General features: G+C 53.4%; 16 protein-coding genes and 1 riboswitch. Of the genes, 10 read left to right on the plus strand and 6 right to left on the minus strand.

Annotated elements, in window-relative coordinates:
* Positions 1 to 422: 422 nt before the first annotated feature.
* Positions 423 to 1433 (minus strand): LLM class flavin-dependent oxidoreductase, encoded by a 1011-nt coding sequence (locus ACFSX3_RS09530; RefSeq protein WP_209986561.1) that lies wholly within the window; start codon positions 1431 to 1433, stop codon positions 423 to 425.
* A 380-nt stretch (positions 1434 to 1813) separates the two neighbouring features.
* On the opposite strand from ACFSX3_RS09530, the gene ACFSX3_RS09535 reads away from it, so the two are divergent.
* The 6 genes from ACFSX3_RS09535 (at position 1814) to ACFSX3_RS09560 (ending at position 11804) form a co-directional block, all read left to right on the plus strand.
* Positions 1814 to 2818, plus strand: coding sequence for a LacI family DNA-binding transcriptional regulator (locus ACFSX3_RS09535; RefSeq protein ID WP_209986559.1), 1005 nt, complete (start codon positions 1814 to 1816; stop codon positions 2816 to 2818).
* A 356-nt stretch (positions 2819 to 3174) separates the two neighbouring features.
* Positions 3175 to 4608: an ABC transporter substrate-binding protein gene (locus ACFSX3_RS09540; RefSeq protein ID WP_209986555.1), complete on the plus strand. Its 1434-nt coding sequence runs from the start codon at positions 3175 to 3177 to the stop codon at positions 4606 to 4608.
* Positions 4609 to 4745: 137 nt separating this feature from the next.
* Entirely contained in the window at positions 4746 to 5861 is a 1116-nt protein-coding gene (locus ACFSX3_RS09545) for a carbohydrate ABC transporter permease (protein WP_209986553.1), read from the plus strand.
* Positions 5861 to 6952: a carbohydrate ABC transporter permease gene (locus ACFSX3_RS09550; protein WP_209986551.1), complete on the plus strand. Its 1092-nt coding sequence runs from the start codon at positions 5861 to 5863 to the stop codon at positions 6950 to 6952. The genes ACFSX3_RS09545 and ACFSX3_RS09550 overlap by 1 nt, the downstream gene beginning before the upstream one ends.
* A gap of 19 nt (positions 6953 to 6971) precedes the next feature.
* Entirely contained in the window at positions 6972 to 10007 is a 3036-nt protein-coding gene (gene pgmB / locus ACFSX3_RS09555) for a beta-phosphoglucomutase (RefSeq protein WP_209986546.1), read from the plus strand.
* Between the two features lie 738 nt (positions 10008 to 10745).
* Positions 10746 to 11804, plus strand: a complete 1059-nt coding sequence (locus tag ACFSX3_RS09560) for an NAD(P)/FAD-dependent oxidoreductase (RefSeq protein WP_209986544.1) — start codon at positions 10746 to 10748, stop codon at positions 11802 to 11804.
* A 170-nt stretch (positions 11805 to 11974) separates the two neighbouring features.
* Here ACFSX3_RS09560 and ACFSX3_RS09565 read toward each other — a convergent pair whose 3' ends face one another.
* Positions 11975 to 13555: a helix-turn-helix domain-containing protein gene (locus ACFSX3_RS09565; RefSeq protein WP_209986527.1), complete on the minus strand. Its 1581-nt coding sequence runs from the start codon at positions 13553 to 13555 to the stop codon at positions 11975 to 11977.
* A gap of 204 nt (positions 13556 to 13759) precedes the next feature.
* Between ACFSX3_RS09565 and ACFSX3_RS09570 the strand changes: the two genes are divergently transcribed.
* The 3 genes from ACFSX3_RS09570 (at position 13760) to ACFSX3_RS09580 (ending at position 18465) form a co-directional block, all read left to right on the plus strand.
* A complete protein-coding gene (locus tag ACFSX3_RS09570) occupies positions 13760 to 14761 on the plus strand; it encodes an ABC transporter substrate-binding protein (protein WP_209986525.1) in 1002 nt (333 codons plus the stop codon).
* Between the two features lie 208 nt (positions 14762 to 14969).
* Positions 14970 to 17924 (plus strand): ABC transporter substrate binding protein, encoded by a 2955-nt coding sequence (locus ACFSX3_RS09575; RefSeq protein ID WP_209986522.1) that lies wholly within the window; start codon positions 14970 to 14972, stop codon positions 17922 to 17924.
* Positions 17925 to 18117: 193 nt separating this feature from the next.
* Positions 18118 to 18465: a DUF6713 family protein gene (locus ACFSX3_RS09580; protein WP_379258539.1), complete on the plus strand. Its 348-nt coding sequence runs from the start codon at positions 18118 to 18120 to the stop codon at positions 18463 to 18465.
* A 471-nt stretch (positions 18466 to 18936) separates the two neighbouring features.
* Here the strand turns inward: ACFSX3_RS09580 and ACFSX3_RS09585 are convergent, their stop codons facing one another.
* Together ACFSX3_RS09585 and ACFSX3_RS09590 are read right to left on the minus strand one after the other, a co-directional pair.
* On the minus strand, positions 18937 to 20328 hold the full coding sequence (locus ACFSX3_RS09585; RefSeq protein WP_209986519.1) for an aldehyde dehydrogenase: 1392 nt from the start codon (positions 20326 to 20328) through the stop codon (positions 18937 to 18939).
* 30 nt (positions 20329 to 20358) lie between these two features.
* On the minus strand, positions 20359 to 21063 hold the full coding sequence (locus ACFSX3_RS09590; RefSeq protein WP_209986515.1) for a Crp/Fnr family transcriptional regulator: 705 nt from the start codon (positions 21061 to 21063) through the stop codon (positions 20359 to 20361).
* Positions 21064 to 21194: 131 nt separating this feature from the next.
* Between ACFSX3_RS09590 and hcp the strand changes: the two genes are divergently transcribed.
* Positions 21195 to 22847: a hydroxylamine reductase gene (hcp, locus tag ACFSX3_RS09595; RefSeq protein WP_209986511.1), complete on the plus strand. Its 1653-nt coding sequence runs from the start codon at positions 21195 to 21197 to the stop codon at positions 22845 to 22847.
* 89 nt (positions 22848 to 22936) lie between these two features.
* Here hcp and ACFSX3_RS09600 read toward each other — a convergent pair whose 3' ends face one another.
* Together ACFSX3_RS09600 and ACFSX3_RS09605 are read right to left on the minus strand one after the other, a co-directional pair.
* Complete coding sequence (locus tag ACFSX3_RS09600) at positions 22937 to 23911, minus strand: aldo/keto reductase (protein ID WP_209986508.1); 975 nt, start codon at positions 23909 to 23911, stop codon at positions 22937 to 22939.
* Positions 23912 to 23941: 30 nt separating this feature from the next.
* A complete protein-coding gene (locus ACFSX3_RS09605) occupies positions 23942 to 25561 on the minus strand; it encodes a flagellar assembly protein A (RefSeq protein WP_379254511.1) in 1620 nt (539 codons plus the stop codon).
* Between the two features lie 105 nt (positions 25562 to 25666).
* Positions 25667 to 25759, minus strand: a riboswitch (cyclic di-GMP riboswitch).
* Positions 25760 to 25839: the final 80 nt, after the last annotated feature.

Below are 25839 nucleotides of genomic sequence, written 5' to 3' on the forward strand. Positions count from 1 at the left end.
TTGAAGAACTACTACTAATTACAGCGATAGTACTAATTAGAACGATTTAGGACGATTCCCGAATGGGCGTGGACGAGCCTGAGCTAGCCTGAGTGGACCTGAAAGAGAAAAACAATCCACTTGTTCGTTATAACGAATGATAATTACAGTATAATCAAAATTAAGCATAAAGAAAAACAGAAATAGATACTTTAAGTAAATGAATTCGGGCATTTGATCTAAATAAACTGCATTTATTTAATGTTTACTGCTGTTAGCTCATTATTTCTCTGTATATTACTTAATTTTGTATTTTATAAAGAACGATTGGGTCTGGAAAGGCAATGCTAAAATAGCCCATTTAGCTACCCTAATGGAGTTCTCCACAGGTAGTTAAATGGGCTAAATATATAGACTGGCCTATAATCAGATTAATGGCCTTATTACTTCTTCAACAGGTCGGCCACAAGCTCATAAGAATGCAGGCGCGCAGGGTGATCATAGATCTGTGAAGCGATAATCCACTCATCTGCACCGGTCTCTTCGAGAATCTGCAGTAGCCGTTCTTCGATTAGGGCCTGGTCGCCCGCGATGGAGTATTGCTGTTTGCTCATGAGCAGCGCCTTCTCCTGCGAAGTCCAGATTCCGTCCAGGCTGTCTACAGGCGGCTGGAGCTTGCCGGTGCGGCCACGGATAATGTTCAGGAATTGCTGCTGCTGGGAAGTGGCAAGTCTGCGCGCTTCTTCTACCGTATCCGCTGCCGTAATTCCCAAGCCCACCATAACATAAGGCTTGTCGAGTACAGCCGAAGGCTTGAAGCTGGTGCGGTACAGATGCAGGGCCGGCAGCAGATAATCCGGTGCAAAGTGGCTGGCAAAAGCAAAAGGCAGACCCAGCTGGCCCGCAAGCTGGGCGCTGAAGCCGCTGGAGCCAAGCAGCCAGATCGGGATGTTCAGTCCTTCACCGGGTACAGCGCGGACACCGGCCGGCCGGGAGGCTGATCCTTCAGGGTCGAAATAAGCCCGCAGCTCACTTAGCTGCTCGGGGAATTCACTGCCATCGCTGCCCAGGCCGCGGCGCAGTGCTCTGGCGGCTGCCTGATCCGAGCCGGGGGCTCTGCCCAGACCCAGATCAATCCGTCCCGGATACAGGGACTCCAGTGTGCCGAATTGCTCGGCAATCATCAGCGGGGCATGGTTGGAGAGCATGATGCCGCCTGAACCTACGCGGATGGTGTTAGTTCCGGCTGCCACATGTCCGATAACAACGGAGGTAGCGGAGCTGGCAATGCCGGTCATATTATGATGCTCTGCCAGCCAGTAACGGTTATACCCCCATTTCTCAGCATGACGGGCCAAATCAAGGGTGTTATGAAAAGAATCCGCCGCCGTTCCGCCCTCCCGGATAGGGGCTAAATCCAGTACGGAGAATGGTATGTCGTGCAATTGCTTCACATGAATCCCTCCTATAGTAGATGCCTACAGCATCAGTAACAGTATTTGCAGCCATAAATCAATATACCCGACAATTATAACATGAAATAATATAATTTACACACTTTAAGTAAGCGTCATGGAAGGGAGGGGACTTACAGGGGGAAAAGTACATTAACTTGTGGAGTGAATTTGGAGTGAGTTGAACTGACTTTGAACTGTAACAACCGTACAGCCAGGGCTCCACAGGTAAAAATGTAAGCGCATAACAATTTGCTTGCCAATTTAAGGGAGCCTTGCTATAATCGCTTTGAAAAGCTTTTCTAACTTAAGCGGCTAGGCCAATCCTGATAAGGAGGGCATACGTTTCGAGCCAAAAGATCACAAAGGAAGTCAGACATATGAAGCCAACAATCAGAGATGTCGCCAAGATGGCCGGAGTATCCATCAGCACTGTGTCCCGTGTAATGAATGCACCGGATACGGTCGTGGAGAGTAAGCGAAGCCGGGTCATTGAAGCGATAGAAGCGCTCAAGTATCAGCCTAATGCATTTGCACGGGGCCTAATTTACAGGAAGTCATTCACCCTTGGGCTACTCATTCCCGATATTGAGAACCTGTATTTCGCAGGGGTGATCCGGGGAATGCAGGATGCCTGCATTAAGCTCGGTTACAGTCTGATGATCTGTAATACAGACCGTGACAAGGAGCGGACACTGTCCTATATGGATACTTTTCATGAGAAGCAGGTGGATGGTGTTGTGTTCGCCAGTGATATTCTGCACCCTGAGTATTATGAGAAGCTGGTAGGCTGCCGAATTCCATTCGTGCTGGTCTCCTCCCATTCCGATGAGTACGAGGTAGCGTCGGTGGAGGTGGATGATGAGAAGGCGGCGTATGATGCTGTGAAATTCCTGATTGAGCTGGGTCACCAAGAGATTGGGATGATTGGCTTCAATCATGATAATTCAGTGTCCGGGCCACCGCGGATGGCAGGGTTCGTGAGAGCCTTGAGCGAATCGGGGCTGGAGCATAACATCGGGAAAATCAAGTACGCGAACCACCGCTTTGAGCACGCCTATCAGGCAACGCATGAGCTGTTCACTGAATATCCGGAACTAACCGCTGTATTCTGTGTAGCAGATGAGTTCGCCATGGGAACGATCTCTTACTTGAAGGACCGTAATATTCTGGTTCCGGGTCAGGTGTCGGTCATTGGCTTCGATAATCTGCGGATGTCGGGGATGTTCATTCCGAAGCTGACAACAATCGCACAGCCCATCTATCAGCTGGGATACCGGGCGGCGGAGAAGCTGCATGAATTGTTGACCACAGGCAAGGTGGCTGTCATGAAAGAGAAGATGGAGCATAAGCTAATCGTAAGAGAATCCTCGCGTGAGAAATGAGATGTAGATCCGGCGGGCTGAAGCACGGCTGCCTGATAGGGCAGCACGGTTTCTTTACACTGTTCTGAAAAGCTTTTCAGAATGCCGAGTTAGAGGAAGGTGAGTGAATCGTTTCCGAAACCGTTTAAGGAACTGTTTCAGGAAACGTTCCCACAGCAGAAGGTACTAACAGACTGTTGGAAGCGCATACATTAAGGGTGATACGGGAAAGTGCGCGGGTGAATTAACGGTGTTGAAGGTGCCTGTTGTCCGTGAATTAGGTTGAGGAGGTGAGTTGCTGCGCTGCCGGAAGGGTTCCGGTAATGAAGCTGGCTTGATGCAGTCTCTAAAAACAATTAAAGGGGATGTATGAAACAATGAAGAAAGCTCCAGCACGTAAACTGTCACTCGCGATGGTGCTGTGTCTATCCTTCACCATGATGCTCAGCGGATGCGGCGGGAATAATAACGCTGCTGCGCCGACGGAAGCTCCGGCAGCAAAAGAAGCGGCAACACCGGCACCTTCGGCAGATAACAACGGAACATCGACGAATGCTCCAGACCCAGCAACGGCCGGAAGTCCGTTGGACTTGGCGATGAAGGGTGAATATAAGGGCACGAAGGTCACGATGTTCGGCCCGTTTGTCGATGCGGACCAGGTGAAGTTTGAGAGCAGCATTAAGGATTTTGAAGAGAAAACCGGCATTGATATTCAATACGAAGGCTCCAAGGAGTTCGAAGCTACGATTAATATCCGGGTCGATGGCGGCAATGCGCCGGATATCGCGGACTTCCCGCAGCCGGGGCTTCTGGCCTCCATTGCCAAGACCGGCAAGGTCATCGATCTGACCGGGGTGCTGGATCAGGCTAAGCTGACGGCTAATTACAATAAGAGCTGGCTGGATATGTCCACCATGGACGGCAAGGATGGCAAGATTATGGCCGGGATCTGGAACCGCAGTAACGTGAAGAGCCTGGTCTGGTATCCGAAGAAGCAATTTGACGAAGCGGGCTATACGGTTCCCCAGACTTGGGATGAAATGATGGCCCTGACGGAGCAAATCGCCAAAGACGGTGATCCAGCCTGGGCGATTGGTATCGAGAGCGGCGCGGCAACCGGGTGGGCGGCAACAGACTGGGTCGAGAACATCATGCTGCGGACCACGACGCCTGAGAATTACGACAAGTGGGTAAGCGGTGAGCTGCCGTTCACTTCGCCGGAAGTGAAGAACGCTGTGGAAGTGATGTCCAAGATCTGGCTGAACAAGGATTATGTCTACGGCGGTGCTAAATCGATTGTCACTACTGCGTTCGGTGATGCCCCGAAGCCGATGTTCGACAATCCGCCGAAGGCCTGGTTCAACCTGATGGGGAACTTCATTACCAGCTTCTTCCCGGAAACGGCCAAGGTGGATACAGACTATGACTGGTTCTATCTCCCGCCGATTGATGAGCAGTACGGCAAGCCGGTCCTGGTGGCAGGCGATATCTACTCCATGTTCAATGACCGCCCGGAGGTACGCGCTGTAATGGAATTCTTCACTACTGGCGAATCGATCAAAAGCTGGGTGCAATCCGGCGGTGTCATTGCCCCGATGAATGATGCTTCCCTGGACTGGTACCAGTCCGAATCCGACCGCCGGATGGCGAAGCTGGTACAGGATGCCTCGACTCTGCGCTTCGATGGCTCGGACCTGATGCCGGGCAAGGTGGGTGCAGGTACCTTCTGGAAAGGCATGACTGACTATGTGAGCGGAACTGCTACGCTGGATCAGGCCCTGGAGCAGATTCAGTCAGGCTGGAAGAACTAAGGACCAGGAAGCACGGGACTTAGGCGCCAAGAGGTTGAAGGGGGCGGTCTTGAGCAGTCAAGCCTGCCCTTCGGCTGGTGTTAACGGGTGCTTATGAAGAGGGCTCTGCTCTAACAGAGCCCATAGGGGGAACCGATATGGATGTACAAATAAGGCCGGAGCCGGGTGCCGCCGGGGCACGGGCCAGGCAGAGAATCAGCGGCAGGGCAGTCCTGCTATCACTGGGCGTTTTGCTTGCGAATATCGTGGTCAACGGGCTGATTTTCCTGTTTTTCCGCGATTCAACGCTTCATCCGCTGCTTACTGCGGTGCTTGCCGTGTTGTGGGGCGTGCTGGGCGTATATCTGATCTATTACACCTTGACCTGGGCAGTGGAGCAGTACCCGGACCATGTCCGCAGCAAGGTGCTGCCTTATGTTTTTGTCGGACCGGCGGTCCTTATTCTCGGTTGGCTGCTGATTCTGCCTGCCCTGCGGACGCTGTACTTAAGCTTTTTCAACGCGTCCTCCGAGAAGTTCGTCGGACTCAGCAATTATGCCGCCATCTTCAGCGACCGTCTGATGGCAACAGCCCTGCGTAACAATCTGCTCTGGGTGTTCGTGGGCACGCTGGCCTGTGTCTGCTTCGGGCTGCTGATTGCCATTCTTGCCGACCGGAGCAGCTATGAGCGAATCGCTAAATCTATTATTTTCATGCCGATGGCCATTTCCTTTGTTGCCGCCGGGGTCATCTGGAAGTTCGTCTATTATTATCAGCCGGGCGATGAGCAGATTGGATTGCTGAATGCGATTGTGACCTATTTCGGCGGTGAACCGCAGGCCTGGACGAGTATGCTGCAGCCTTGGAACAACTTCTTCCTTATTATCATTCTGATCTGGATGCAGACGGGGTTTGCGATGGTTATTTTCTCAGCGGCCATCAAAGGAGTGCCTGAGGATATTATGGAGGCTGCGCGGGTGGATGGCGCTAGTGAGGTGAAGATCTTTTTTGGCATCATGATTCCTTACATCTCCACGACGATTCTGACGGTGACCACCACGATTATTGTCTTTACGCTGAAAATATTTGACGTTGTCATGGTGATGACAGGAGGTCAATACGATACAGAAGTTGTAGCGACGCAGTTCTACCGGCAGTTCTTCATGTACCGCAACTTCGGCTACGGCTCTACGCTGGCTATCGTGCTCCTGATCGCGGTATTGCCTGTTATCCTTATTAATCTGCGGCAATTCCGCAAGCAGGGGGGATTCTAATGGTGGGCACCAAGAAAAAAAAGGGCAGCAAAACGGCCGTCAATCTGATTCTGGGCGTCATCTGCTTCCTCTGGATTCTGCCGACGTTCGGACTCTTCGCCTCCTCCTTCCGTCCCGCAGCGGATATTTTGCAGACGGGCTGGTGGAAGGTGTTCCCCCATCAGGAATGGAAAGCGGGCGAGACGGTGCAGCTCTCCAAGGAGGTGGATCTGCGGGAGCCGATTGAGGTGAATGGCAAGACCTATACGGATGAACAGCTGAAGGCTGGCGTGAAGGCGGATGGCAGCCGCCTGATGTGGGAGAACCGCAGGGCACGCACGGTTAATATGCAGGAACAGGGCTGGCAGGCGGTGCCTGACCTCACGCTCGACAACTACAAGAATGTGCTGTCCGGCAAGGAGTACACACTCAAGGAAGCAGACGGCAGTGAAACGGTACAGAAGGGGAGCGGATTATCGCAGGCGTTCTGGAACACACTGACGATTGCTGTTCCGGCGACGGTGATTCCGGTGCTGATCGCCTCTTTTGCCGCATATGCCTTCGCCTGGCTACGGTTTCCGGGACGGAAGACGCTGTTCGTCATCATTATTGCGATGCTGGTCATTCCGATTCAGGTTGCGCTAATTCCGGTACTCAAGGATTACACGGCGCTTGGGCTGAACGGCAGTTATCTTGGCATCTGGCTGGCACATACGGCCTTCGGGCTGCCGCTGGTTACGTATTTTATGTACAACTTCATCAGCCAGCTGCCGAAGGATCTGTTTGAATCGGCTTTTATTGACGGCGCCAGCCACTTTACTATTTTCAGCAGACTGATTCTGCCGCTATCCGTACCCGCGCTCGCTTCCATCGGGATCTTCCAGTTCCTCTGGGTATGGAATGATTATCTGGTGTCGCTGATCTTCATCGGGAACCAGCCGTCGGTGCAGGTCATGTCGATGAAGATCGCCGATCTGGTCGGCTCGCGCGGCAATGACTGGCATCTGCTGACCTCGGCAGCTTTTATCTCGATGCTGATGCCGCTGGCGATCTTCTTCCTGCTGCAAAAGTATTTCGTCCGGGGTCTGATGGGCGGTTCAGTCAAAGGCTGATCAGGAGGAGAATATAGAGATGAGTACGGAGATGAAAATAAAGATGAAGATGAAGTCCTGTGAACAGCCTCCGGCATTATATCCATACAGGGAGTGGAGTATTGAAGAGGAACACTACGAGGATGAATACAATCAGCGGAGCGAGAGTGTCTTTGCACTCGGCAACGGCTATATCGGCATGCGCGGCAATTTCGAGGAAGGCTATCACGGCAAGGCGGGGGCTTCGGTAGCCGGAAATTATCTGAACGGCTTCTTTGATTCTGAGCCGGTTGTCTATCCTGAGGGGGCCTTCGGGTACCCCTCCCGCAACCAGGCCATGCTGAATGTGAGCGATGCCCGTATCATCCGGCTCAGCATCGAAGGCCATGAGTTCCGGCTGGATCAGGGGAAGCTGTACCGGTATAAGCGCCGGCTGGATATGCGGAGCGGCATGCTGCACCGGGAGCTGGAGTGGGAATCTCCCGCCGGGCACCGGGTACTGCTGGTGATCAGCCGGATGGTTGCCTTGACGCATAAGCATCTGGCTGTTATCGACTATGCGGTGACGGCGCTGAATTTCTCCGGCACGCTGAAGTTCGATTCAGCGGTGGACAGCGAGATTGCCCGGCCTGAGGTTACCGGTGACCCGAGGCTGGGGGCGGGCGGCGGCGAGTCCCGCCTGCTGCTGGAGGATACCGGATATGACGCTGCCGCCCGGAAGCTGTGGATGATGCAGCGCACCCGCCACACGCGATTTGCGCTGCTGACCGCTGTCAGCCATGCACTGCAGGCGAAGTCCGGGCGCGAGATGAGCCACCAATTAATCGGGCAGCGCATCTCCGTCTGTTACGCCGCTGCTGTCCGCAGCGGAGAGACGGTGACACTTACCAAATATATAACGTATCATACCTCCAAAGATTACGGGGAGGAGGAGCTGCCCGGCCGGAGTGCTGAAGTCTTGGCGCTGGCCAATGAGCTGGGCTTCGCCGGTCTGGCCGGGGAGCAGCAGGCGTATCTGGACAGCTTCTGGGCCCATGCGGATGTGGAGATTAGCGGTGATCCTGCACTCCAGCAGGGCATCCGCTTCAATGCTTATCAGCTGCTGCAATCCGTGGGCCGGGACGGTGTGACGAATATCGGAGCCAAGGGCTTAACGGGGGAAGGCTACGAAGGGCATTATTTCTGGGATACAGAGATGTACATGCTGCCGTTCTTCACCTTCACGCAGCCGGAGATCGCCCGTGCGCTGCTGGAATTCCGTTATGCTACGCTCGGCAAGGCCAGAGAGCGGGCAGCGGTCATGTCGCAGAAGGGGGCGCTGTACCCGTGGCGGACCATTGACGGCGAGGAGAACTCCGCCTACTTCCCCGCAGGCACTGCCCAGGCGCATATCAATGCCGATATTGCCTACGGCCTGAAGCAATATGTCCAGGCAACGGGCGACATGGACTTTCTGGTCAGCCGGGGGGCGGAGATGCTGTTCGAGACCTCAAGGTTCTGGGCCGATCTGGGCCACTATAACCCCGCGCGCGGAGGCGCCTTTTGTATAGATGCAGTAACAGGACCGGATGAATACACGGCGATTGTGAACAACAATGCTTATACTAATCTCATGGTGCAGGATCAACTCCAGTATGCGTATGAGACGGCTCTGCTGCTTCAGCGGGAGTATCCTGCGGATTACGAACGGCTGCGGCAGGCGATCGGGTTAACTCCCGAAGAGGTGGAGGGCTGGAGAGCTGCCGCCGCAGTGATGTTCATTCCATTCGACGAACCGCTCGGCATTTATGCCCAGGATGACACCTTTCTGAGTAAGCAAAAATGGGATTTCGAGCACACGCCTGCGGATCAGTATCCGCTGCTGCTCCATTATCACCCGCTGGTCATCTACCGGCATCAGGTGCTGAAGCAGGCCGATCTGGTCATGGCTCTGTTCCTGCTCGGGGACAAGTTCAGCCTGGCGGATAAGCTCCGCAACTATCATTATTATGAGCCATTAACGACGCATGACTCCTCGCTGTCTCCTTGCATCCACAGTATTATGTCTGCGGAGATCGGCGATCTGGCCGGGGCATACAGTTATTTCAGCCGCACGGTGCGGATGGATCTGGACGATATCAACCACAATGCCAAGGACGGGCTGCATATGGCGGCGATGGCCGGGTCCTGGATGTCGATTGTGAACGGCTTCGGCGGCATGCGGCTGGCTCAGGGAGAGCTGAGCTTCGCTCCGGTCCTGCCGGAGCAGTGGGAGAGCTACCGCTTCAAGGTTACAGTGGGCGGTCAGCTGCTGGATATCTTCGTTGAACGGGAGGCGGTAGTGTACACGCTGCTGGAGGGGACGGCGCTTGAGATCAGGCATAAGAAGCAGCCGCTGCGGCTGCTTCCGCAGGAGCCGGTACGGATTTCGCTGGCGCAGCGCCTGGAGGCCGTCATCTTCGATCTGGACGGCGTGATCACCGATTCCGCTGAATTCCATTATCTGGCCTGGCAGGCGCTTGCGGATGAGCTGGGCCTTCCCTTCAGCCGCGAGAAGAATGAACGGCTGAAGGGCGTCAGCCGGATGGAATCGCTGGAGATCGTGCTGGAGGGCAGCGAGCTAGCGCGGCTGCCCGAGGCCGAGAAGCTCCGGCTGGCGGGGAAGAAGAACGATCACTACCGGCAGATGATCGGCCGGATCACCCCGGCGGACCTGTTGCCGGGGATTCCTGAGCTGCTGGATTCCCTGCGGGAGCGGGGAATCTCCGTGGGGCTGGCCTCGGCCAGCCTGAATGCGCCGCAGATTCTGGAGCGCCTCGGCGCAGCCCATTGGTTCCAGGCGATTGCCGACGCGGCAGAGCTCCGGAAGGGCAAGCCCGATCCGGAGATTTTTCTGCAGGCGGCAGAGCTGCTTGGGGTCACGCCGGGCAACTGCATCGGCGTGGAGGATGCAGCCGCAGGCGTGGCCGCGATCCGGGCGGCGGGCATGAAGGCTGTGGGCATCGGGGCGGCCGAGCAGCTTGGCGCGGCCGACCTGGTGCTGCCTTCCACGGCGGCGCTGGACGCCGGGAAGCTGCTTGAGCTGTTCGGGCATTAGCCACCCCCGGGAGGCTGTGGCCGTGCAGTGGAATCCGCGTCCGCGCAGCGGGAGCGGGGGCGTAGTATTCCACAGTCCCCCGCTCCGCAGGCAAGGGGGATTGAACTAGCCTTGTTCTCCACATTTGAGTGGGGAACAGGGCTTTTTGTCCGAGTATAAGAAGAAGGCGAGCCGGTTGGAGATAACCTGGATTAAGTAAGTGGAAAAAGGTATCTTAATTCCTCGATTTCTCAAGAATATAAGGAAGCAAGTGGAAAAAGGGCATTTGTTTATATTGGTTTTGGCTACTTTGGGTAAAATGGGGGAATTTAAGTGTTGTTTATCCAATTGTTGTTTCTACACGCTACTTTTGTTCATCAATAAGTGTATGAAATCCAACTAATTCCTCTCCACTCCACATCCCGGCATCCGTTACCTTGTCCCCGCAGACGATGGCCAACTGGATTAAACTATTTGACGCTTACGTATGCTAATAGATAGAAAAAGACCCGCCCCATTAGAATGAGACGAATCTTGGAGGATTAGTTTCAAAACTGTACATAACATTAGTTACAATGTAAGAGTTGTAGACCACTGACTTCCTGAATCCCGCATCATCTTTTAGTTTAACTGAGGTTTCCAAATAAAGTAATGTACTTTAAGACAGATGATTTGATAAAGGCACGCAGTTGTGTCCATTGTCAGCTATCGGCAATAAATATACACTACCAGCGAACTTATAGAAGCTGGAGGCAGACGATGAATAAACCAATGGAGCTTTATGATGTAACGATAATCGGTGGAGGTCCAGCCGGATTGTACACAACCTTTTATAGCGGCATGCGCGATCTGAAGACAAAGCTGATCGAGTCGCAGCCAGAACTGGGCGGGCGAATCCTGACCTATCCTGAAAAAATGATCTGGGATGTAGGAGGCGTAACCCCGATCCGCGGAGAGAAATTGATCGCCCAATTAGTGGAGCAAGCCAGAACCTTCGAGCCGACGATTGTACTGGGTCAGCAAATTTCAGGCTTTGAACGCCAGGAGGATGGCACGATCATGCTGACGGCATCGAGTGGAGAGCGGCATCATACAAGAACCGTTATTTTGGCCATCGGTTATGGTGCCCGCAAGCAGGTCAAGCTGGAGATCGAAGGAGCAGACCGTTTCGAAGTAACGAACTTGTATTACACCGTTCAGGGGCTGGAGGTCTTCCGGGCTAAGCATGTGCTCATCTCGGGAGGCGGCGATTCGGCGGTTGATTGGGCGAATGAACTGGAGCCGATTGCAGCAAGCGTAACGATTGTACACCGCCGCAGCCAATTTGGCGGACATGAGCGGCATGTTTCGAATATGAGGAATTCATCAGTGAAAATATGTACGCCATATACCATAGAAGCTCTGCATAGCAGCAATGGTACCAGCATTGAACAGGTCGCCATCGCTCATCTGGAAACGGGAAGGCGTGAGCTGCTGGAAGTCGATGCGGTTATCGTTAATCACGGGATGAAATGCGATTTCGGGCCGGTGGAGGGCTGGGGGCTAGATCTCGGACTATGGCATGTAACCGTTGATGAGCAGATGGCGACGAACCTTCCGGGCGTGTTCGCCGCAGGCGATTTCGTGACATATGGCAGCAAAGTGGAGCTGATCGCCGGGACATTTACCGATGGCATTATGGCACTCAATAGCGCCAAGCAATATTTGGACCCGGAAGCCCCGATGATGGCCTATGTATCCTCGCATAATGAGAAGTTTAAAGAGAAGAATCGCGCATTAGGCGTAATTGAGGATGAAGAGAGCGGGCAGAAAGACTAATAGCGGAAGTAATAGTTATATTAGCTGAACTTAAGAATGCTGACCAGCTCACGGACGCAACCTTGTACATCAAGGATTGCGTTAGTGCAGCGAGATGGATTCTTAAGTTCATTTCATATTAAGGCATGATTGCTGAATCCCCGGGGAATATCACCGTATAGCTGCCTTGATCAGCGTGCAAGCAGCAATTTCATTTGCGTGTCCAGTTGTTTATGCAGCGAGATGGGGTCGCTTACCCGGAATTTCTCCAATGGTGTGTGATAGACTTGGTTGTTCCTGACCGCCGGCAGTGATTTCCATCTTGCAGTCGCAGATAATTGCTTATACCGTCCGGGATCGACTATCGTCAAAAAGAGATGATCACCTACAAAAAGCGGGAGCTGCTCCTCAGTAATAATACGATACGCCTCTTTATTTATCATTTCCTGCTGAATAATGACTGGTGCGGAGAGCTCCAGACCGTCATACAAATTATAGGCGCCTCTGCACCAGAAATTGCCGAATACATAAATCGAATCCGAACGGATTTCAATAGAGGAGAACGTCTCATCCCTTGAGTAGATCGCAGCTAACCGCGCCCGGTGCCGCTGGGTTTTCCGGTTGTAATGCACAACCCACTGCTCGGCCTCCTGCTGCTTATTTAACGTTTCCCCAAGCATCCGAAGCAAGGACAGCGGGTTATGTTCGTTCCCTGACAATAATAATGTCGGAGCAATGGCCGACAGCTTGTCGTAATCATTTTGACAGGGAGCCAGAATGAGCTCGGGCTGAAGGTTTGCTATTTCATCAAGCTGCATCGGGATGCTGTTGACCTTGTGAATATCGTAGCTTAGCTCGCGCAGATGCAGGTTGTTCGTCAGGTTGTTGGCGGCAGCAATGGGGCGAATACCAAGCGCAAGCAAATGGCCGAGACAGCTCATTGCGCAAATGTTCACCTGCTTCTTGTGATGATTGCGAATGAATCGACCGGGGGATATTCCTACGGTTTGCCTGAAGCGCCGGTTAAAATAATACTCATCCCTATAGCCGACCGTATTCGCAATTTCCTGGAGGCGTCCGCCGCCCAGCAGCAGCTCCTTCGCATGATTGATCCGTAAAGCGGTCATATAGCCCGACACATTGGTGCCGGTCAACAGCTTGAACCAATGGGTAAAACGGCGGTTACTGATTTTAGCTTGCCGGGCAAGCTCCTCAACGGATACGTCTTGCTGGTAATTTTCCTTCAGCGAAGCAATGATTTCCAGCACAGCCTGCCGGGAATTTTCTGTTTTTTGGTGTGGTCCCAGATGTTGAAGCAGACTGCCCATGAGCTTCTGGAAGCTGTGATGTGCCGCCATTTGCTGCAGTGTGTCAGCTGTATACTGATGCTGGGCGATTTCCTGTAACTCCCGGACCAACACCTCGAAGTGCGGGACTGTGAATTCTCCGGCCTCTAGTAAGGCGGGCGGGTGACTTTGGTTCATATGCATAGAAAAGGTTAAAAACCACAGTGAGAGCGGGGATTGGCCTGAATTGCGGATCTCAATCGTACAATGGGGATTCAGCAGAAAGCAGGTTCCGTACATTATGGAGAACGCTTCATTGTCCCAAGTCAGGCATCCTTCTCCCTGTTGTGTGAAGATTAGCGTGTATGTTGCAAGCTCCTGCTGTGGTACGACTATGGGGTCTGAGAAGTTGCCTTGCAGCAGGCCATGCAGTTGAAAGGACAGGGAGTTTACCGGGCTGACAGCATGCAGCATCTTCAAATTCAAAGCAAACAGCTCCTTTTGAGAATGATTATCAACGGAACTGATTCTATACCAAATGAACAATCATTACAAGGCATCCGCTTCCCCGCTGATCCTTCCGATTGGTGCAAAAAAACAGCCGTTCTATCCATTGTGATGCGGCTGAGCAGAGCGATATAATAATTGATATTGATAATCATTATCGCTAATTCGAGAGGGATGTGCAGAATGAAAGCTTTATTGAAGAAGACACCATGGTTATGGACAGGCCTTATGTTTATTGTAATGGCAATGATGATCAGCGCCTGCGGCAGCGGCAACAAGGCTAGTTCGGGCCGGGAAGCGGCAGTGCCAGCCGCAACAGACCATGCACAAGAAGCGGCACCTGCAATGAGAACCGTTACGGATTCAACGGGCAGACAAGTGGAGATTCCAAGCTCACCGGAGCGAGTCGTATATACAGATAATACGGTAGGCGATATTTTGTTATTGGGCATCCAGCCTGTAGGATTGGTTCAAGGCGGTCTGGAGAATGCCGTATATAAAGAGCAAATTAAAGATATCCCTGATGTAGGCTGGCCCATTAGTGCAGAGAAGCTGATCGGGATTCAGCCGGATGTGATTATCACCTCGGTTACGGATGGCGCACAAATTGAAGTGATGTCCAAAATTGCCCCGGTTCTCGTAACGAACGAGTGGGACCCTATGGCAGAGCGTATTAAACGGGTTGGTGAATGGTTCGGTCATGAAAAGGAAGCAGAAGCCTTTCTGAGCAACCATGAAGAGAAGGTAGCTGACATGTGGAAGGCGATGAAGGCGGATGGAACGATACAAGCGGGCGAAACAGCCTCGGTATTTCAGCATATGTTAAAAGCTAACCGACTGAGCGTCTATACGACCAGCTATTTGGCAAGCTTTGTATATGATAAGAACGGCTTTAAACCGACAGAAGCGATTCAAAAGCTGATCGAAGATCCGAAAGGCTACGGTTACGTCGATATCTCTTCTGAAATCCTGCCGGAGCTGGCGGGTGACCGTATTTTTATCGTCTACATGGATGCAGAAGAAGGCGAAGCGGCCAAAAAAATGATTACCGAGCCGATCTGGAGAGATCTCCCGGCTGTTAAGGCGGGCAAAGTGTATTTCATTGATGCAAGCCTGGGTGTATCAACTGATCCGCTTGTGAGAGAGAAGCTGGTTGAAGTGCTGCCGGAAATTTTGAAGCAGTAGCTGTGTGTACCATGCAAAATACCTGAATACTGAATTTATTAAATGGCCTAAGATCCTATAAGGAATGCTTAGGCTTTTTGTTGTTCCTAAAAACACAGTTACCCCCTATAATTGTATCCAAGCAGTCCTCGTTTGTAAGCCTCATGCCAGAAGTGTTCCTTCTACTTGCCAGAATCCGACTTTGAGATAGATGAACGGGAGTGTGCGAATGCGTGTAGATCAAATTCATCTCAGGTTGTTAAGAACCCTGCTATTGCCTCTGTTTATCTTATGGTGTACAACAGGAGCTGCCCACGCCGCTGCCGAAGAGCTGCCCGCACAGAATGTGCTGGTGCTGCATTCCTATCAGAAGGGCTTTGCCTGGACCGATGACCAAAGTGCCGGAATAGAGGAACGTTTCAAGGGCACAGCTAATCCCCCCGTCATCTACACTGAATATATGGACTGGAAAAGGTACCCCACGCAGGGTAACCTCGGGAATTTCTACGAGACCATTCGCTTCAAGTATCAGAACATCCATATTAATGCGATCATCACAACGGACGATGCGGCGCTGAGTTTCGCGATGAAGTACCGCCACGAGCTTTTGAATGATGCTCCGATCATTTTCAGCGGGATCAACGAATTGGGAGTGGCCGCTATCCCGAATCCCCACAACATTACAGGCGTTATCGAAAAAATAGATCCCACACCTACCATCAGAATGGCCATGGACATCAACCCTTCCTTGAAGAAGGTGTATATTGTCTATGATAATTCGGAGAGCGGGCTGTCAACCGGCCAGATGGTGATGGATCAGATCGACGCAATGAAGCTGGGACTTGAGCTGTTCCCTATGAACCGCTTGTCCATGGAACAGATCCAAGCAACGGCGTCGGCGCTGTCCCCGGACAGTATTGTGCTGATGACTACATATTTTAGCGACTCTACCGGACGAATTGTCGAGTTCGACAGATTTGCAGGTGAACTGGGCAAGAGCAGCAGTGTTCCGGTGTATCATATTTATGATTTTGGATTGAATCATGGCGCCTTCGGGGGCAGTCTGATCAGCGGTAGAATTCAGGGTCAGACAGCGGCCGATCTGGCGCAGCGTATTCTGCAGGGGGAGCAGGCGGGGAAGATCCCGGTCGTAACCGACAGCAATGTGCGCAAGGTGTTCGATTATAACGAGCTGCAGCGGTTCAAGATATCACCGGATAAGCTGCCGAAGGGCAGCGAAGTGATTAACGAGCCGTTCTCGTTCTATCAGACCTATAAGGTGCTGGTGCTGAGCATCGTGGCTGCTTTTGCGGTGCTGGTAGCCTTCATTCTGGTGTTGCTATTCTATGTGCAGCTGGTCAGAAGGATTAGAAGCAACCTGGAAAAAAGCAATGAACGCTTCAGCCTGGCAACCTACGGCTCGGATGCGGTAATCTGGGACGTTGATATGTCTACGATGATCTATTATTTCTCGGACAGCTGGTATGAGCTGCTCGGGTATGCCCGGGATGAGATTAATGAGAGCCGCGGCGGCTGGCGGGATATCCTCCATCCGGAGGATGCCGAGCAGGAGAACCGGCTGCGCATCCAGCATCTGGAGGGTCGTTCTTCTTACTACTACGCTGAATACCGGATGCGGAGCAAGGCAGGCGAATACAAGTGGTTTCAGGCGCGGGGCAAGGTGCTGCGTAATGCGGGCGGCGGATATATCCGGTTTGCCGGGTCGATGGTGGATGTAACGGACCGCAAGGGTTATGAGAGCAAGCTGCAGACGAGCTATCAGGAACTGGAATCGACCTATGAGGAGCTGACTGCCCTGCAGGATGAGTTGCTGGAGCAGTACAACAAGGTGGTAGAGAATCAGACGCTGCTGCAGACCAGTGAGGAGAAATACCGGCTGCTGGCCTATAACGATGTACTCAGCGGTCTGCCGAACCGGCTGTCATTGTCCGAAGAACTACAAAGATTCATTAAGGAGCATTCCGGCGGCCATGCGGCGCTGTTCTTCCTGGATATCGATAACTTCAAGTACATTAATGATTCCATGGGCCATACCTTTGGGGATGAGCTGCTGGTGCAGGTTGGTGAACGGCTGCTTAGCCGCTCTGACGGCCGCAGTAAGCATTTTCGCTTCGGCGGCGATGAGTTTGTGATTCTGTTCAAGGATGTAGCTGAGGCGGGTGAGGTGCTCCGCTATGCGGATTCCCTGGTACAGGGCTTCAAGGAACCGTTCCAGCTTCATGCGAGTGTGGTGCATATCTCGGCCAGTATCGGAATTGCCCAATACCCGGAGAACGGGAAGAATGCGGAGGAGCTCCTGAAGAATGCCGACATTGCCATGTATAAGGCGAAAGAAGCAGGCAAGGGCAGCTATATGATCTACGGGCAGGAGATGCAGCAGTATTTTGACGAACGGATGATTATTGAGAATCACTTAAGAAGCGCCATATCCAATAATGAGCTGTCGCTGCATTACCAGCCGCTGGTGGATACCGGCTCCGGTGAGATATGGGGCTTCGAGGCGCTGATCCGCTGGAACAACCCGGTGCTCGGCTTCGTCTCCCCCTTATCCTTCATCAAAATTGCCGAGGATTGCCGCCTGATCGTTCCCATAGGTGAGTGGGTGCTGCGCGCCGCCTGCCGGTTCACCAAGGATCTGCATAATCAGGGCTATGAGGGCTATCATATCTCGGTTAATATCTCCGTCATTCAGCTGATGCTGGACGACTTCACGGAGATGGTGCTGAGCGTGCTGGAGGATACCGGGCTTGCGCCGGAATATCTGGAGCTGGAGATTACCGAGTCGATCTTCATGGAATCCTTCGAGGCGATCAGCTCTAAGCTGGAAGCGCTCAAGAAGAGGGGCATTGGCATTGCGCTGGATGACTTCGGAACGGGCTATTCCTCACTCAGCTATCTGAAGCAGCTCCCGATTACTACCCTGAAGATCGACAAGTCCTTCATCGACAGCATCGATACCCCGAACAATATGTCGCTGGCCAGCTCCATCGTCACCATCGGCCATGATATGGGACTGAACGTTACCGCTGAAGGGGTGGAGACCCTGGAACAGCTTGCCTTTCTGGAGCGGACCCGCTGTGACAAGATTCAGGGCTACTATATCAGCAAGCCTATTCCGGAGAAAGAGGTCGCGGGCTGGGTGGCGGGGCGAATTGCGGGTTGAGGGGTGAGGTTAAGCTGTGAACCGGATAAGTCCGGGTTTTCTCGCAGAGTAATACGGCAACATGGAGAAGAAGTGGGATTATGTAGTTCACATGGAACCCTTCCGTGTCTCGAAACGTAACTATCTATTTAGGATGTGATTAACTCCTGAGTATATCAATAAGTGAGGTGTAGGTTTGTCATCAATTCTACTAATGATTTTTTCGATTAATTTTGCTCTCCTGCTTGTGCACGAAATGGATGCAATCCGAGCCAAAGAATGGAGAATGTTTATCTTCCTGAGAGAGTTGACAGATGAACGTGCCTTCAAAGTATTTACAATTTTGCATCTGCCGCTGTATGCCTTTTTACTGTTTTCCTTGATAAGTCAACATCTGTTATCCTTCATAATAATAGATATGTTTTTAATTCTTCACTCGATCGCTCATTTTTTCTTTGAGAAGCATCCAAGTAATAATTTTAAGAACCTATTCTCTAGATTAATTATATATCCAATGGGCTTATTGGGTTTGTTGCATCTTGTTGGGTTACTGTATTGGTAGCAGCATCAGCCACCTATTGATTAGGTGGCTTTCTTATTTTGAGGGAAGTTGTGCTCAGAACAAAGGGACCTCTGATTCTGCCGAGTGTGGTTGAAGGAGAGTGATGAGGAGCAATAGTGCACCTGAATTACCTGGACGCGGGCTAGATGGGCCAATGAGGAGCAATAGTGCACCTGAATTCCCCGGACGCGGGCTAAATGAGCCAATGAGGAGCATTAGTGCACTTGAATTGACTGGACGCGGGCTAGATGAGCCAATGAGGAGCAATAGTGCACCTGAATTCCCCGGACGCGGACTAAATGAGCAAATCCAACGGCACCGTCCTTTAAAAGGACGGCACAGCCGCTGCTAATTGGTTAAATACACGCTGCATCAGTGAAAGTGTTGTAATTGTTGCAACTTGAAGCCCGAGATGCCATGTGTTCATGCGGAAAATTCAAGTGACAATGGCGCTATCCGTCTCACTCCGCGCTACTTCAGCAGCTTCCGCGCCAGCTTGACCTTGCTGCCATAGGGCGGGTAGACAATTCCGAAATCTAGCCTTGTGCTTCGCTTAACAATGCTTTTGTGATGGGAGAAGAGATCGAAGCTGTATTTGCCGTGGTAGCCGCCGATCCCGGAATTCCCGACACCGCCGAAAGGCAGCCGGGTGCTGGCTACATGAGAGATGGTATCGTTAATGCAGCCGCCGCCGAAGGACACCTCGGTCATCACTTGCTGCTCCACCTGCTTATCGCGGGTGAACAGATAGAGGGCGAGCGGCTTCGGACGGGCATTGATGCTCTGAATGACCTCTTCAAGCTGGTTGTACTCCATAATCGGCAGCACCGGGCCGAAGATTTCATCCTCCATCGAAGCGTCACTCCAATCCGCCGGATAGATTAGGGACGGCTCGATATACAGCTCCTCCGGGATCACGGTCCCGCCGAGAATCAGCTTCTCACGGTCCCGCTCCAGCATAGCCCCGATCCGCCGCAGCTGGCGTTCATTCACGATCCGTCCGTAGTCTGTGTTATGCCTGATGTCGGTGCCATAGAAATCGGTGACGCAGCGCTTCATCCGCTCAATCAGCTCCGCTGCCACCTCGCTGTGGACCAGCAGATAATCAGGCGCAATACAGGTCTGCCCCACATTGATCAGCTTCCCCCAGACAATCCGCTTCGCGGCGGTCTCCAGGTCGGCGCTCCGGTCTACGATTACGGGGCTTTTGCCGCCCAGTTCAAGGGTGACGGGCACCAGGTTCTTCGCCGCCGCTTCCATGACAATTCTGCCTACAGGCACACTTCCGGTGAAAAAAATATAATCGAACGCGGCATGAATCAGCAGATTCGTCGTTTCCTTCTCGCCCTGTACTACCCTGATATAGGCGGGATCAAAGGTCTCTCGGATCATATCCTCGATGACAGCGGAGGTAGCCGGTGTACTCTCGGAGGGCTTCAGTACGGCGCAGTTCCCGGCGGCGATGGCGCCGATCAGCGGTTCAATCAGCAGCTGGAACGGGTAGTTGAACGGCCCGATAATTAGCACCGTCCCATAAGGCTCGGCGATAATTCTGCTCCTGGCCGGGAACAGATGCAGCGGGGAACCTACCCTGACCGGCTTCATCCAGCGCCTTAGATGTTTCATCATATAGCCGATGCTGTCCAGCGTGAATCCGATTTCTGTCGCATAAGCCTCGAACTCGCTTTTGTGCAGATCCTGGTTCAGTGCTGTAATAATCCGGGCTTCATTGCGTGAGATGGCCTCCTTCAGCTTCTGAAGCTGCTCCAGCCGGAAGCCGGGGGTTCTCGTGACTCCGCTGGCGAACCATTGTCTGTGCTCAGCCAGCAGCTGGTCGATCTGTTGTGCAGTGAACGGTGACATGCTTGTACCCTCCTTGGTCATTTGCGGTCTCTATAAGTTGCCTGCCGAAGAGGGCAGAGTCTGGATGTAATCCTGCATCCGGCTCCGGTTCAGCAGGGTGATTTCATTGCCCTTGAATTCGATCCAGCCCTGATCGCGCAGGAAGCCCAGCTCCCGCGACAAGGAAGGGCGGGCGGTATTCATATGCTCGGCCCATTCCTTCCGGCTGAACGGGAGCTTCAGGATATCGGATTCCTGCTGCTCTCCCTGCTCCAGCAGGAAGTCTACGATACGGCGGCGCAGCGGCCCGGCAGACAGGTTCTCAATCTTCCGGTTCACGAGCACCAGCCGTTCGGACAGATTCTCGATGAAGCGGGTGAGGATATCGGTGTCGGCCGCGAATAATCTCAGCAGCTCCTGCTTGCTGATGAACATTACCTTGCAGGGGCCTGTGGCTGTAACCGTAGCGGGCACGGTGTTATTCCTGCGGAACAATACGGCTTCCCCGATGGTCTGGCCTTCCTTCAGATGTGCGATGGTCACACTGCTGCCGGTGGGGTGTGTCTTCTGCACCTCGATGCGGCCGGAGAGCAGAATTCCAAGCCGTTCTGCCCGATCACCCTCTGCCAGAATAATCGCATTCTTATGGTAGGAGCTGACCGCGTAAGCCAATGTATGCAGCAGCTGTTCGATCTCATCTGCGGATTTTCCGCGAAATAGCAGGCAGGCTTGCAGCGAAGCAGGCTCCGGTCTCATACTTTTCCTCCCGATGTGTAGTGATTGGTAACATTCGTTACCGATTGATAGACGAAAGTCTACTACAATTATTGGTAACTGTAAAGGCGAGGCACAGAGCGATTCCATTAATGATAAGGAGTGATCAGGTAATGAGCGAAATGTTTTGTTTCCAGTGTCAGGAGGCAGCTAAGGGGACGGGTTGTACGATTCAGGGGGTGTGCGGCAAGACCAGTGAGGTAGCGAATCTGCAGGATCTGTTGGTGTATACACTTAAGGGTATTGCCATCTTCGCGCGCAGCGGGCGTGAGCTGGGGATTACTGATGCGGTGTCGGAGAAATTTATCATAGAGAGCTTGTTCGCTACGATTACCAATGCCAACTTTGTGCCGGAATACTTTACTGCGAAGATCCGGGAAGGGCTGGCCCTGCGGGATCTGTGGCGCAGCAGAGTGGCTGATGCCGGAGTGATGGCCTATTTGTCGGAGCATGACGCGGCGATCTGGAATGCAGTGACGGATGAAGAGCTGATGGACAAGGCGGCCACGGTGGGGGTGCTTGCTACGGAGCATGAGGATATCCGCTCCTTGCGCGAGCTGCTGACCTATGGCCTGAAGGGAATGGCTGCCTACATGGAGCATGCCGCGGTACTGGGCTTCTACGAAGCAGGAGCACATGCTTTTATGGAAAAAGGCTTGGCAGCTGCGCTGGATAACAATCTGAGCGGCGGTGAGCTGACGGCTCTGGTGCTGGAATGCGGCAAGTTCGGCGTGGATGTGATGGCGCTGCTGGACCGCGCTAACACCGCAGCCTACGGTAATCCGGAGATCACCAAAGTCAATATTGGAGTAGGCACGAACCCTGGTATTCTGATCAGCGGTCATGACCTCAAGGACATGGAGGCGCTGCTGAAGCAGACCGAGGGTACCGGAGTAGATGTGTATACGCACAGTGAGATGCTGCCGGCCCACTACTATCCGGCCTTCAAAAAGTATAGCCACTTCGTAGGCAACTACGGCAATGCATGGTGGAAGCAGAATGAGGAGTTTGCCAGCTTCAACGGTCCGATTCTGATGACCACGAACTGCATCGTGCCGCCGAAGGACAGCTACAAGGACCGGCTGTACACTACCGGCAATACCGGTTATCCGGGAATTCAGCATATCGCGGCAGGCGCGGACGGAGAGAAGAATTTCTCAGCTCTGATCGAGCAGGCTAAGAGCTGCAGCGCTCCAGTGGAGATTGAGACAGGCGAGATCATCGGCGGCTTCGCCCATGCGGCTGTAATGAATTTGGCGGATCAGGTGGTTGGAGCAGTAGAGAGCGGCGCCATCAAGCAATTCTTCGTCATGGCCGGCTGCGACGGACGGATGAAGAGCCGGAATTATTACACCGACTTCGCGGCAGAGCTGCCGAGTGACACGGTGATCCTGACCGCAGGCTGTGCCAAATACAAATATAACAAGCTGGCGCTTGGCGATATCGGCGGAATTCCCCGCGTGCTTGATGCCGGCCAGTGCAATGACTCCTATTCTCTTGTGGTTATAGCGCTTAAGCTGAAGGAAGTCTTTGGTCTTGCGGATATCAACGATCTTCCGATCTCCTATAACATTGCCTGGTATGAGCAAAAAGCGGTGATTGTACTGCTGGCGCTGCTGCATCTGGGCGTGAAGAACATTCACCTGGGCCCTACACTTCCGGCCTTCCTGTCGCCTAATGTAGCCAAGGTACTGGTAGATACCTTCGGCATCGGCGGCATTACTACCGTACAGGAAGACATGGAACGGTTCATCGCTGCGGTATAATACAAATTCATCATTAGCCAAAATACACAAAAGCGAGTCTCCGTATACGGAGGCTCGCTTTGTTTGTATATGGATATGAACGTCAGCGCTTACGGCAGCCGGTAGACCGCAAACGGCTCGCCGGTGCGGAAGGCGGCGCTGGCCTGGTCGAGCTGCTCAAGTATCCCCGCATCCGGCGAAGCAGAGAGACTCTGCAGATTATGCTCTACCTGCTCTACTGTAGTCGCGCCGACAATCACCGTGGAGACGGCGGGCCGGTTCATCAGCCAGGCCAGGGATAGAGCCGCAGGTGAGGTGCCCTGCCCCTCCGCAATGGCCTGAACCTGCTCCCCGAGCGAGATGCGCTCCGGGGTAAGGAAGCGGCGGAAGTTCGGATCAGTCTCTGCTCTGGAGCCGGCAGGGGCGCTGCTGCTTCCGGCATATTTGCCGGTAAGGATGCCGCCCGCCAGAGGGAAGTACGGGATGATGCCCAGGCCCTGATCCAGGCAGAGCGGAAGCAGCTCGGCTTCGGGCGTGCGGTCAGCCAGCGAATAGCTGCACTGGATGGAGATGTATTTCGCCCAGTTACGGGCTTCACTGATCCCGAGCGCTTTCATCAGCTCCCAGGCGGCATAATTGGAGGCTCCGATATACCGCACCTTGCCTGCGGAGATCAGATCATCCAGCGTGCGCAGTGTTTCCTCCAGCGGTGTGTAGGGGTCGAAGGTGTGGATCTGATACAGATCCACATAGTCTGTCTTCAGGCGGCGCAGGCTGCCCTCCAGCTCCTGCATCAGATGATGGCGCGAAGAGCCGCTGCCGCCGGGTCCCTCATGCTTCGGCAATCCGGCTTTGGTCGCCAGCACTGCGCTCTGGCGTCTGCCTTCAAGCGCAAGGCCGATGATCCGCTCCGATTCAGAGCCGGCATAGATATTGGCGGTATCGATGAAATTGATGCCCTGATCCATAGCGGTGTGCAGAATGCGGACCGAGGTCTCCTGATCTGCGCGTTTGCCGAATGAATTGGTTCCAAGACCCAGAGCAGATACCTGCAGGCCGCTATTGCCCAGACGGTTATATCGCACGCTCTCACTTCTCCTTATATAGTAGTAGTCTTAGCAGGAATCACGCACAAGCAGCTTGCCGCCAGACTCCAGGCGGCTCTCCTGCGACCGGGCAAGATTAATCACCGCATGCTCCTCCTGGAGCAGCTCAATCTCCTCGCCCAGCTTGAGGAGCAGCCTGGAGAAGAGGCTTAGGACACTGTCTGTGATGTACCCGGTGAATTGTCCCGGATGGGCGAATACCTCAAGCATCTGCCAGAGCTGGTCCGTGCCGGAGCCGAACGCCCCGTTCATACGGCTCAGCGCAGCCTGGAGATCGCGGATCAGGCTTTCGAGGTGGCTGTATTTACCCTCCAGCAGCAGCATGACCACCAGGCCGTATTTCACGGATTGCTGGCGAGATTCCACGTTCTTGGCCAGCTGGCGCGCTGCCTCACGCAGTCCGTCCGCCTCAGTCCGCAGCAGGCTTGCGAGGCTGTGCAGACGATGCTGCTGTACCCCCGCGTGTCCGGCGTACAGGCCGCTGCCGGTGACCTGGCCGCTAACATAAATACTGCCGGTAGCTATAATTGTGGATTGGCGTATATCTCCATAGACGTACACATTACCCAGGGCTTCGATACGTACAGGTCCTTCCAGATCTCCCGGTACAATGACGTCGCCTGCAAACATAACATCGCCCGCAGTATCCGCCGTCTCCCTGGTCAGCAGACGGACCGGAGGGAAATCACATATCCGGACGCTGCCGTTTCCTCCGCAGATGCGGGGTCTGCCGGTATGCCGGGCCACGATATTACCACAGGGGAGGAGCTTGGCATGGTTACCGGCAGCGAAGTAGACATCCTGCGGAGGGGGAGGGGGCAGGACTCTGCCGTCTGTGTCGAAGCCGGGAATGCCCTCTTCCGGCGGCAGTTTGCGGGCGAAGACTTCGCCTGCGAAGGTAAAGGGGGCTCCCGGGAAACGGAGATACTCCAAGGGTTCCGCAGGCTTCTGACCCGGGGCTCCCTGTCCCTGAAACATCCGGTTCCCCTCTAGTGTATGCTCAGGCAGCAGGAATTCCAGCCGTGCTTCCTTGCCGGGCAGCGGGGCTCTTCCTTCAGCGATGCATACGGGAAGATATGTAGGGTTCTCCAGCTCCGCGTACAGGGCGGGAATGTTCAGGTTGCGCAGAATAAAACGGTTGTCCAGTGAGGCGATAATCTGTTCTATAGTGAGCGTGGACAGCAGCATCGCCGGGTTGGGCTGGGCACGGACGACCGCCTCGAAAGCAGCGGGACAGTTGACCAGATTCCAGGCGTACTTCTCTGCACGGTATAGAGTGAAGTGGACCTTGAGCTTGTCAGGCGATACGGTAATTTCGTATTGCGGCTTCTCGCAGATCTCCCAGGTGATATAATCCGCCTTCGTCACCTCGGTTGGTTCTGTAACGGTCTTCCAGTTGATCTTCAGGACAACAGGGTGGATCGCAGAAATCCGGGCGGGAGCGCCTCCGGGCAGCGGAGGCGTAATGAATATCTGGTTGTCCTGCACGAGGATAATTCCATTCTTATCTCCATGTGTCCCGTCAGAAGCTCGGCCCTCCACAGAGAATGAATCCAGGAGCCCTTTACGTTCGAGCATCAGGGACTCTACGAATTCATATCGGCTTGGTTCGATATAATGCTGCGGCATGGTTGTAACCTCACTTTTTCGTATGATCAATGGCAATTCGTACAGAAAAAGAACATCATCAAGCCCGGGAGGACTTCCCGTGAACAGCCGGCTTAAGTGGTCTCTATTGGCAGCCTGGCGACCTTAAACGCGGGATTTGGCGTTCTTAGGCCCATGGCTTTGCGTCCTGCCCTTTCGGGAAGTTTGCCTTTAGAAATAGATCAATGATATACATCCTGTAGAGGTGGTTATTTGTAGTCGACTGTAATCGACAAAAAGAGTCATAAATAGTTCTTGCG

It is taken from the genome of Paenibacillus rhizoplanae (assembly GCF_042684125.1).
Taxonomy (GTDB): domain Bacteria; phylum Bacillota; class Bacilli; order Paenibacillales; family Paenibacillaceae; genus Paenibacillus_AQ; species Paenibacillus_AQ rhizoplanae.

Excerpts from the sequence above, each read along its gene's own strand:
- ACFSX3_RS09590 (WP_209986515.1), bottom strand. The coding sequence starts at position 21,063 with ATGAGACCGGAGCCTGCTTCGCTGCAAGCCTGCCTGCTATTTCGCGGA.
- ACFSX3_RS09550 (WP_209986551.1), top strand. The coding sequence starts at position 5,861 with ATGGTGGGCACCAAGAAAAAAAAGGGCAGCAAAACGGCCGTCAATCTG.
- ACFSX3_RS09540 (WP_209986555.1), top strand. The coding sequence starts at position 3,175 with ATGAAGAAAGCTCCAGCACGTAAACTGTCACTCGCGATGGTGCTGTGT.
- ACFSX3_RS09545 (WP_209986553.1), top strand. The coding sequence starts at position 4,746 with ATGGATGTACAAATAAGGCCGGAGCCGGGTGCCGCCGGGGCACGGGCC.
- ACFSX3_RS09575 (WP_209986522.1), top strand. The coding sequence starts at position 14,970 with ATGCGTGTAGATCAAATTCATCTCAGGTTGTTAAGAACCCTGCTATTG.
- hcp (WP_209986511.1), top strand. The coding sequence starts at position 21,195 with ATGAGCGAAATGTTTTGTTTCCAGTGTCAGGAGGCAGCTAAGGGGACG.
- ACFSX3_RS09585 (WP_209986519.1), bottom strand. The coding sequence starts at position 20,328 with ATGTCACCGTTCACTGCACAACAGATCGACCAGCTGCTGGCTGAGCAC.
- ACFSX3_RS09560 (WP_209986544.1), top strand. The coding sequence starts at position 10,746 with ATGAATAAACCAATGGAGCTTTATGATGTAACGATAATCGGTGGAGGT.
- ACFSX3_RS09570 (WP_209986525.1), top strand. The coding sequence starts at position 13,760 with ATGAAAGCTTTATTGAAGAAGACACCATGGTTATGGACAGGCCTTATG.
- ACFSX3_RS09605 (WP_379254511.1), bottom strand. The coding sequence starts at position 25,561 with ATGCCGCAGCATTATATCGAACCAAGCCGATATGAATTCGTAGAGTCC.
- ACFSX3_RS09535 (WP_209986559.1), top strand. The coding sequence starts at position 1,814 with ATGAAGCCAACAATCAGAGATGTCGCCAAGATGGCCGGAGTATCCATC.
- pgmB (WP_209986546.1), top strand. The coding sequence starts at position 6,972 with ATGAGTACGGAGATGAAAATAAAGATGAAGATGAAGTCCTGTGAACAG.
- ACFSX3_RS09580 (WP_379258539.1), top strand. The coding sequence starts at position 18,118 with ATGATTTTTTCGATTAATTTTGCTCTCCTGCTTGTGCACGAAATGGAT.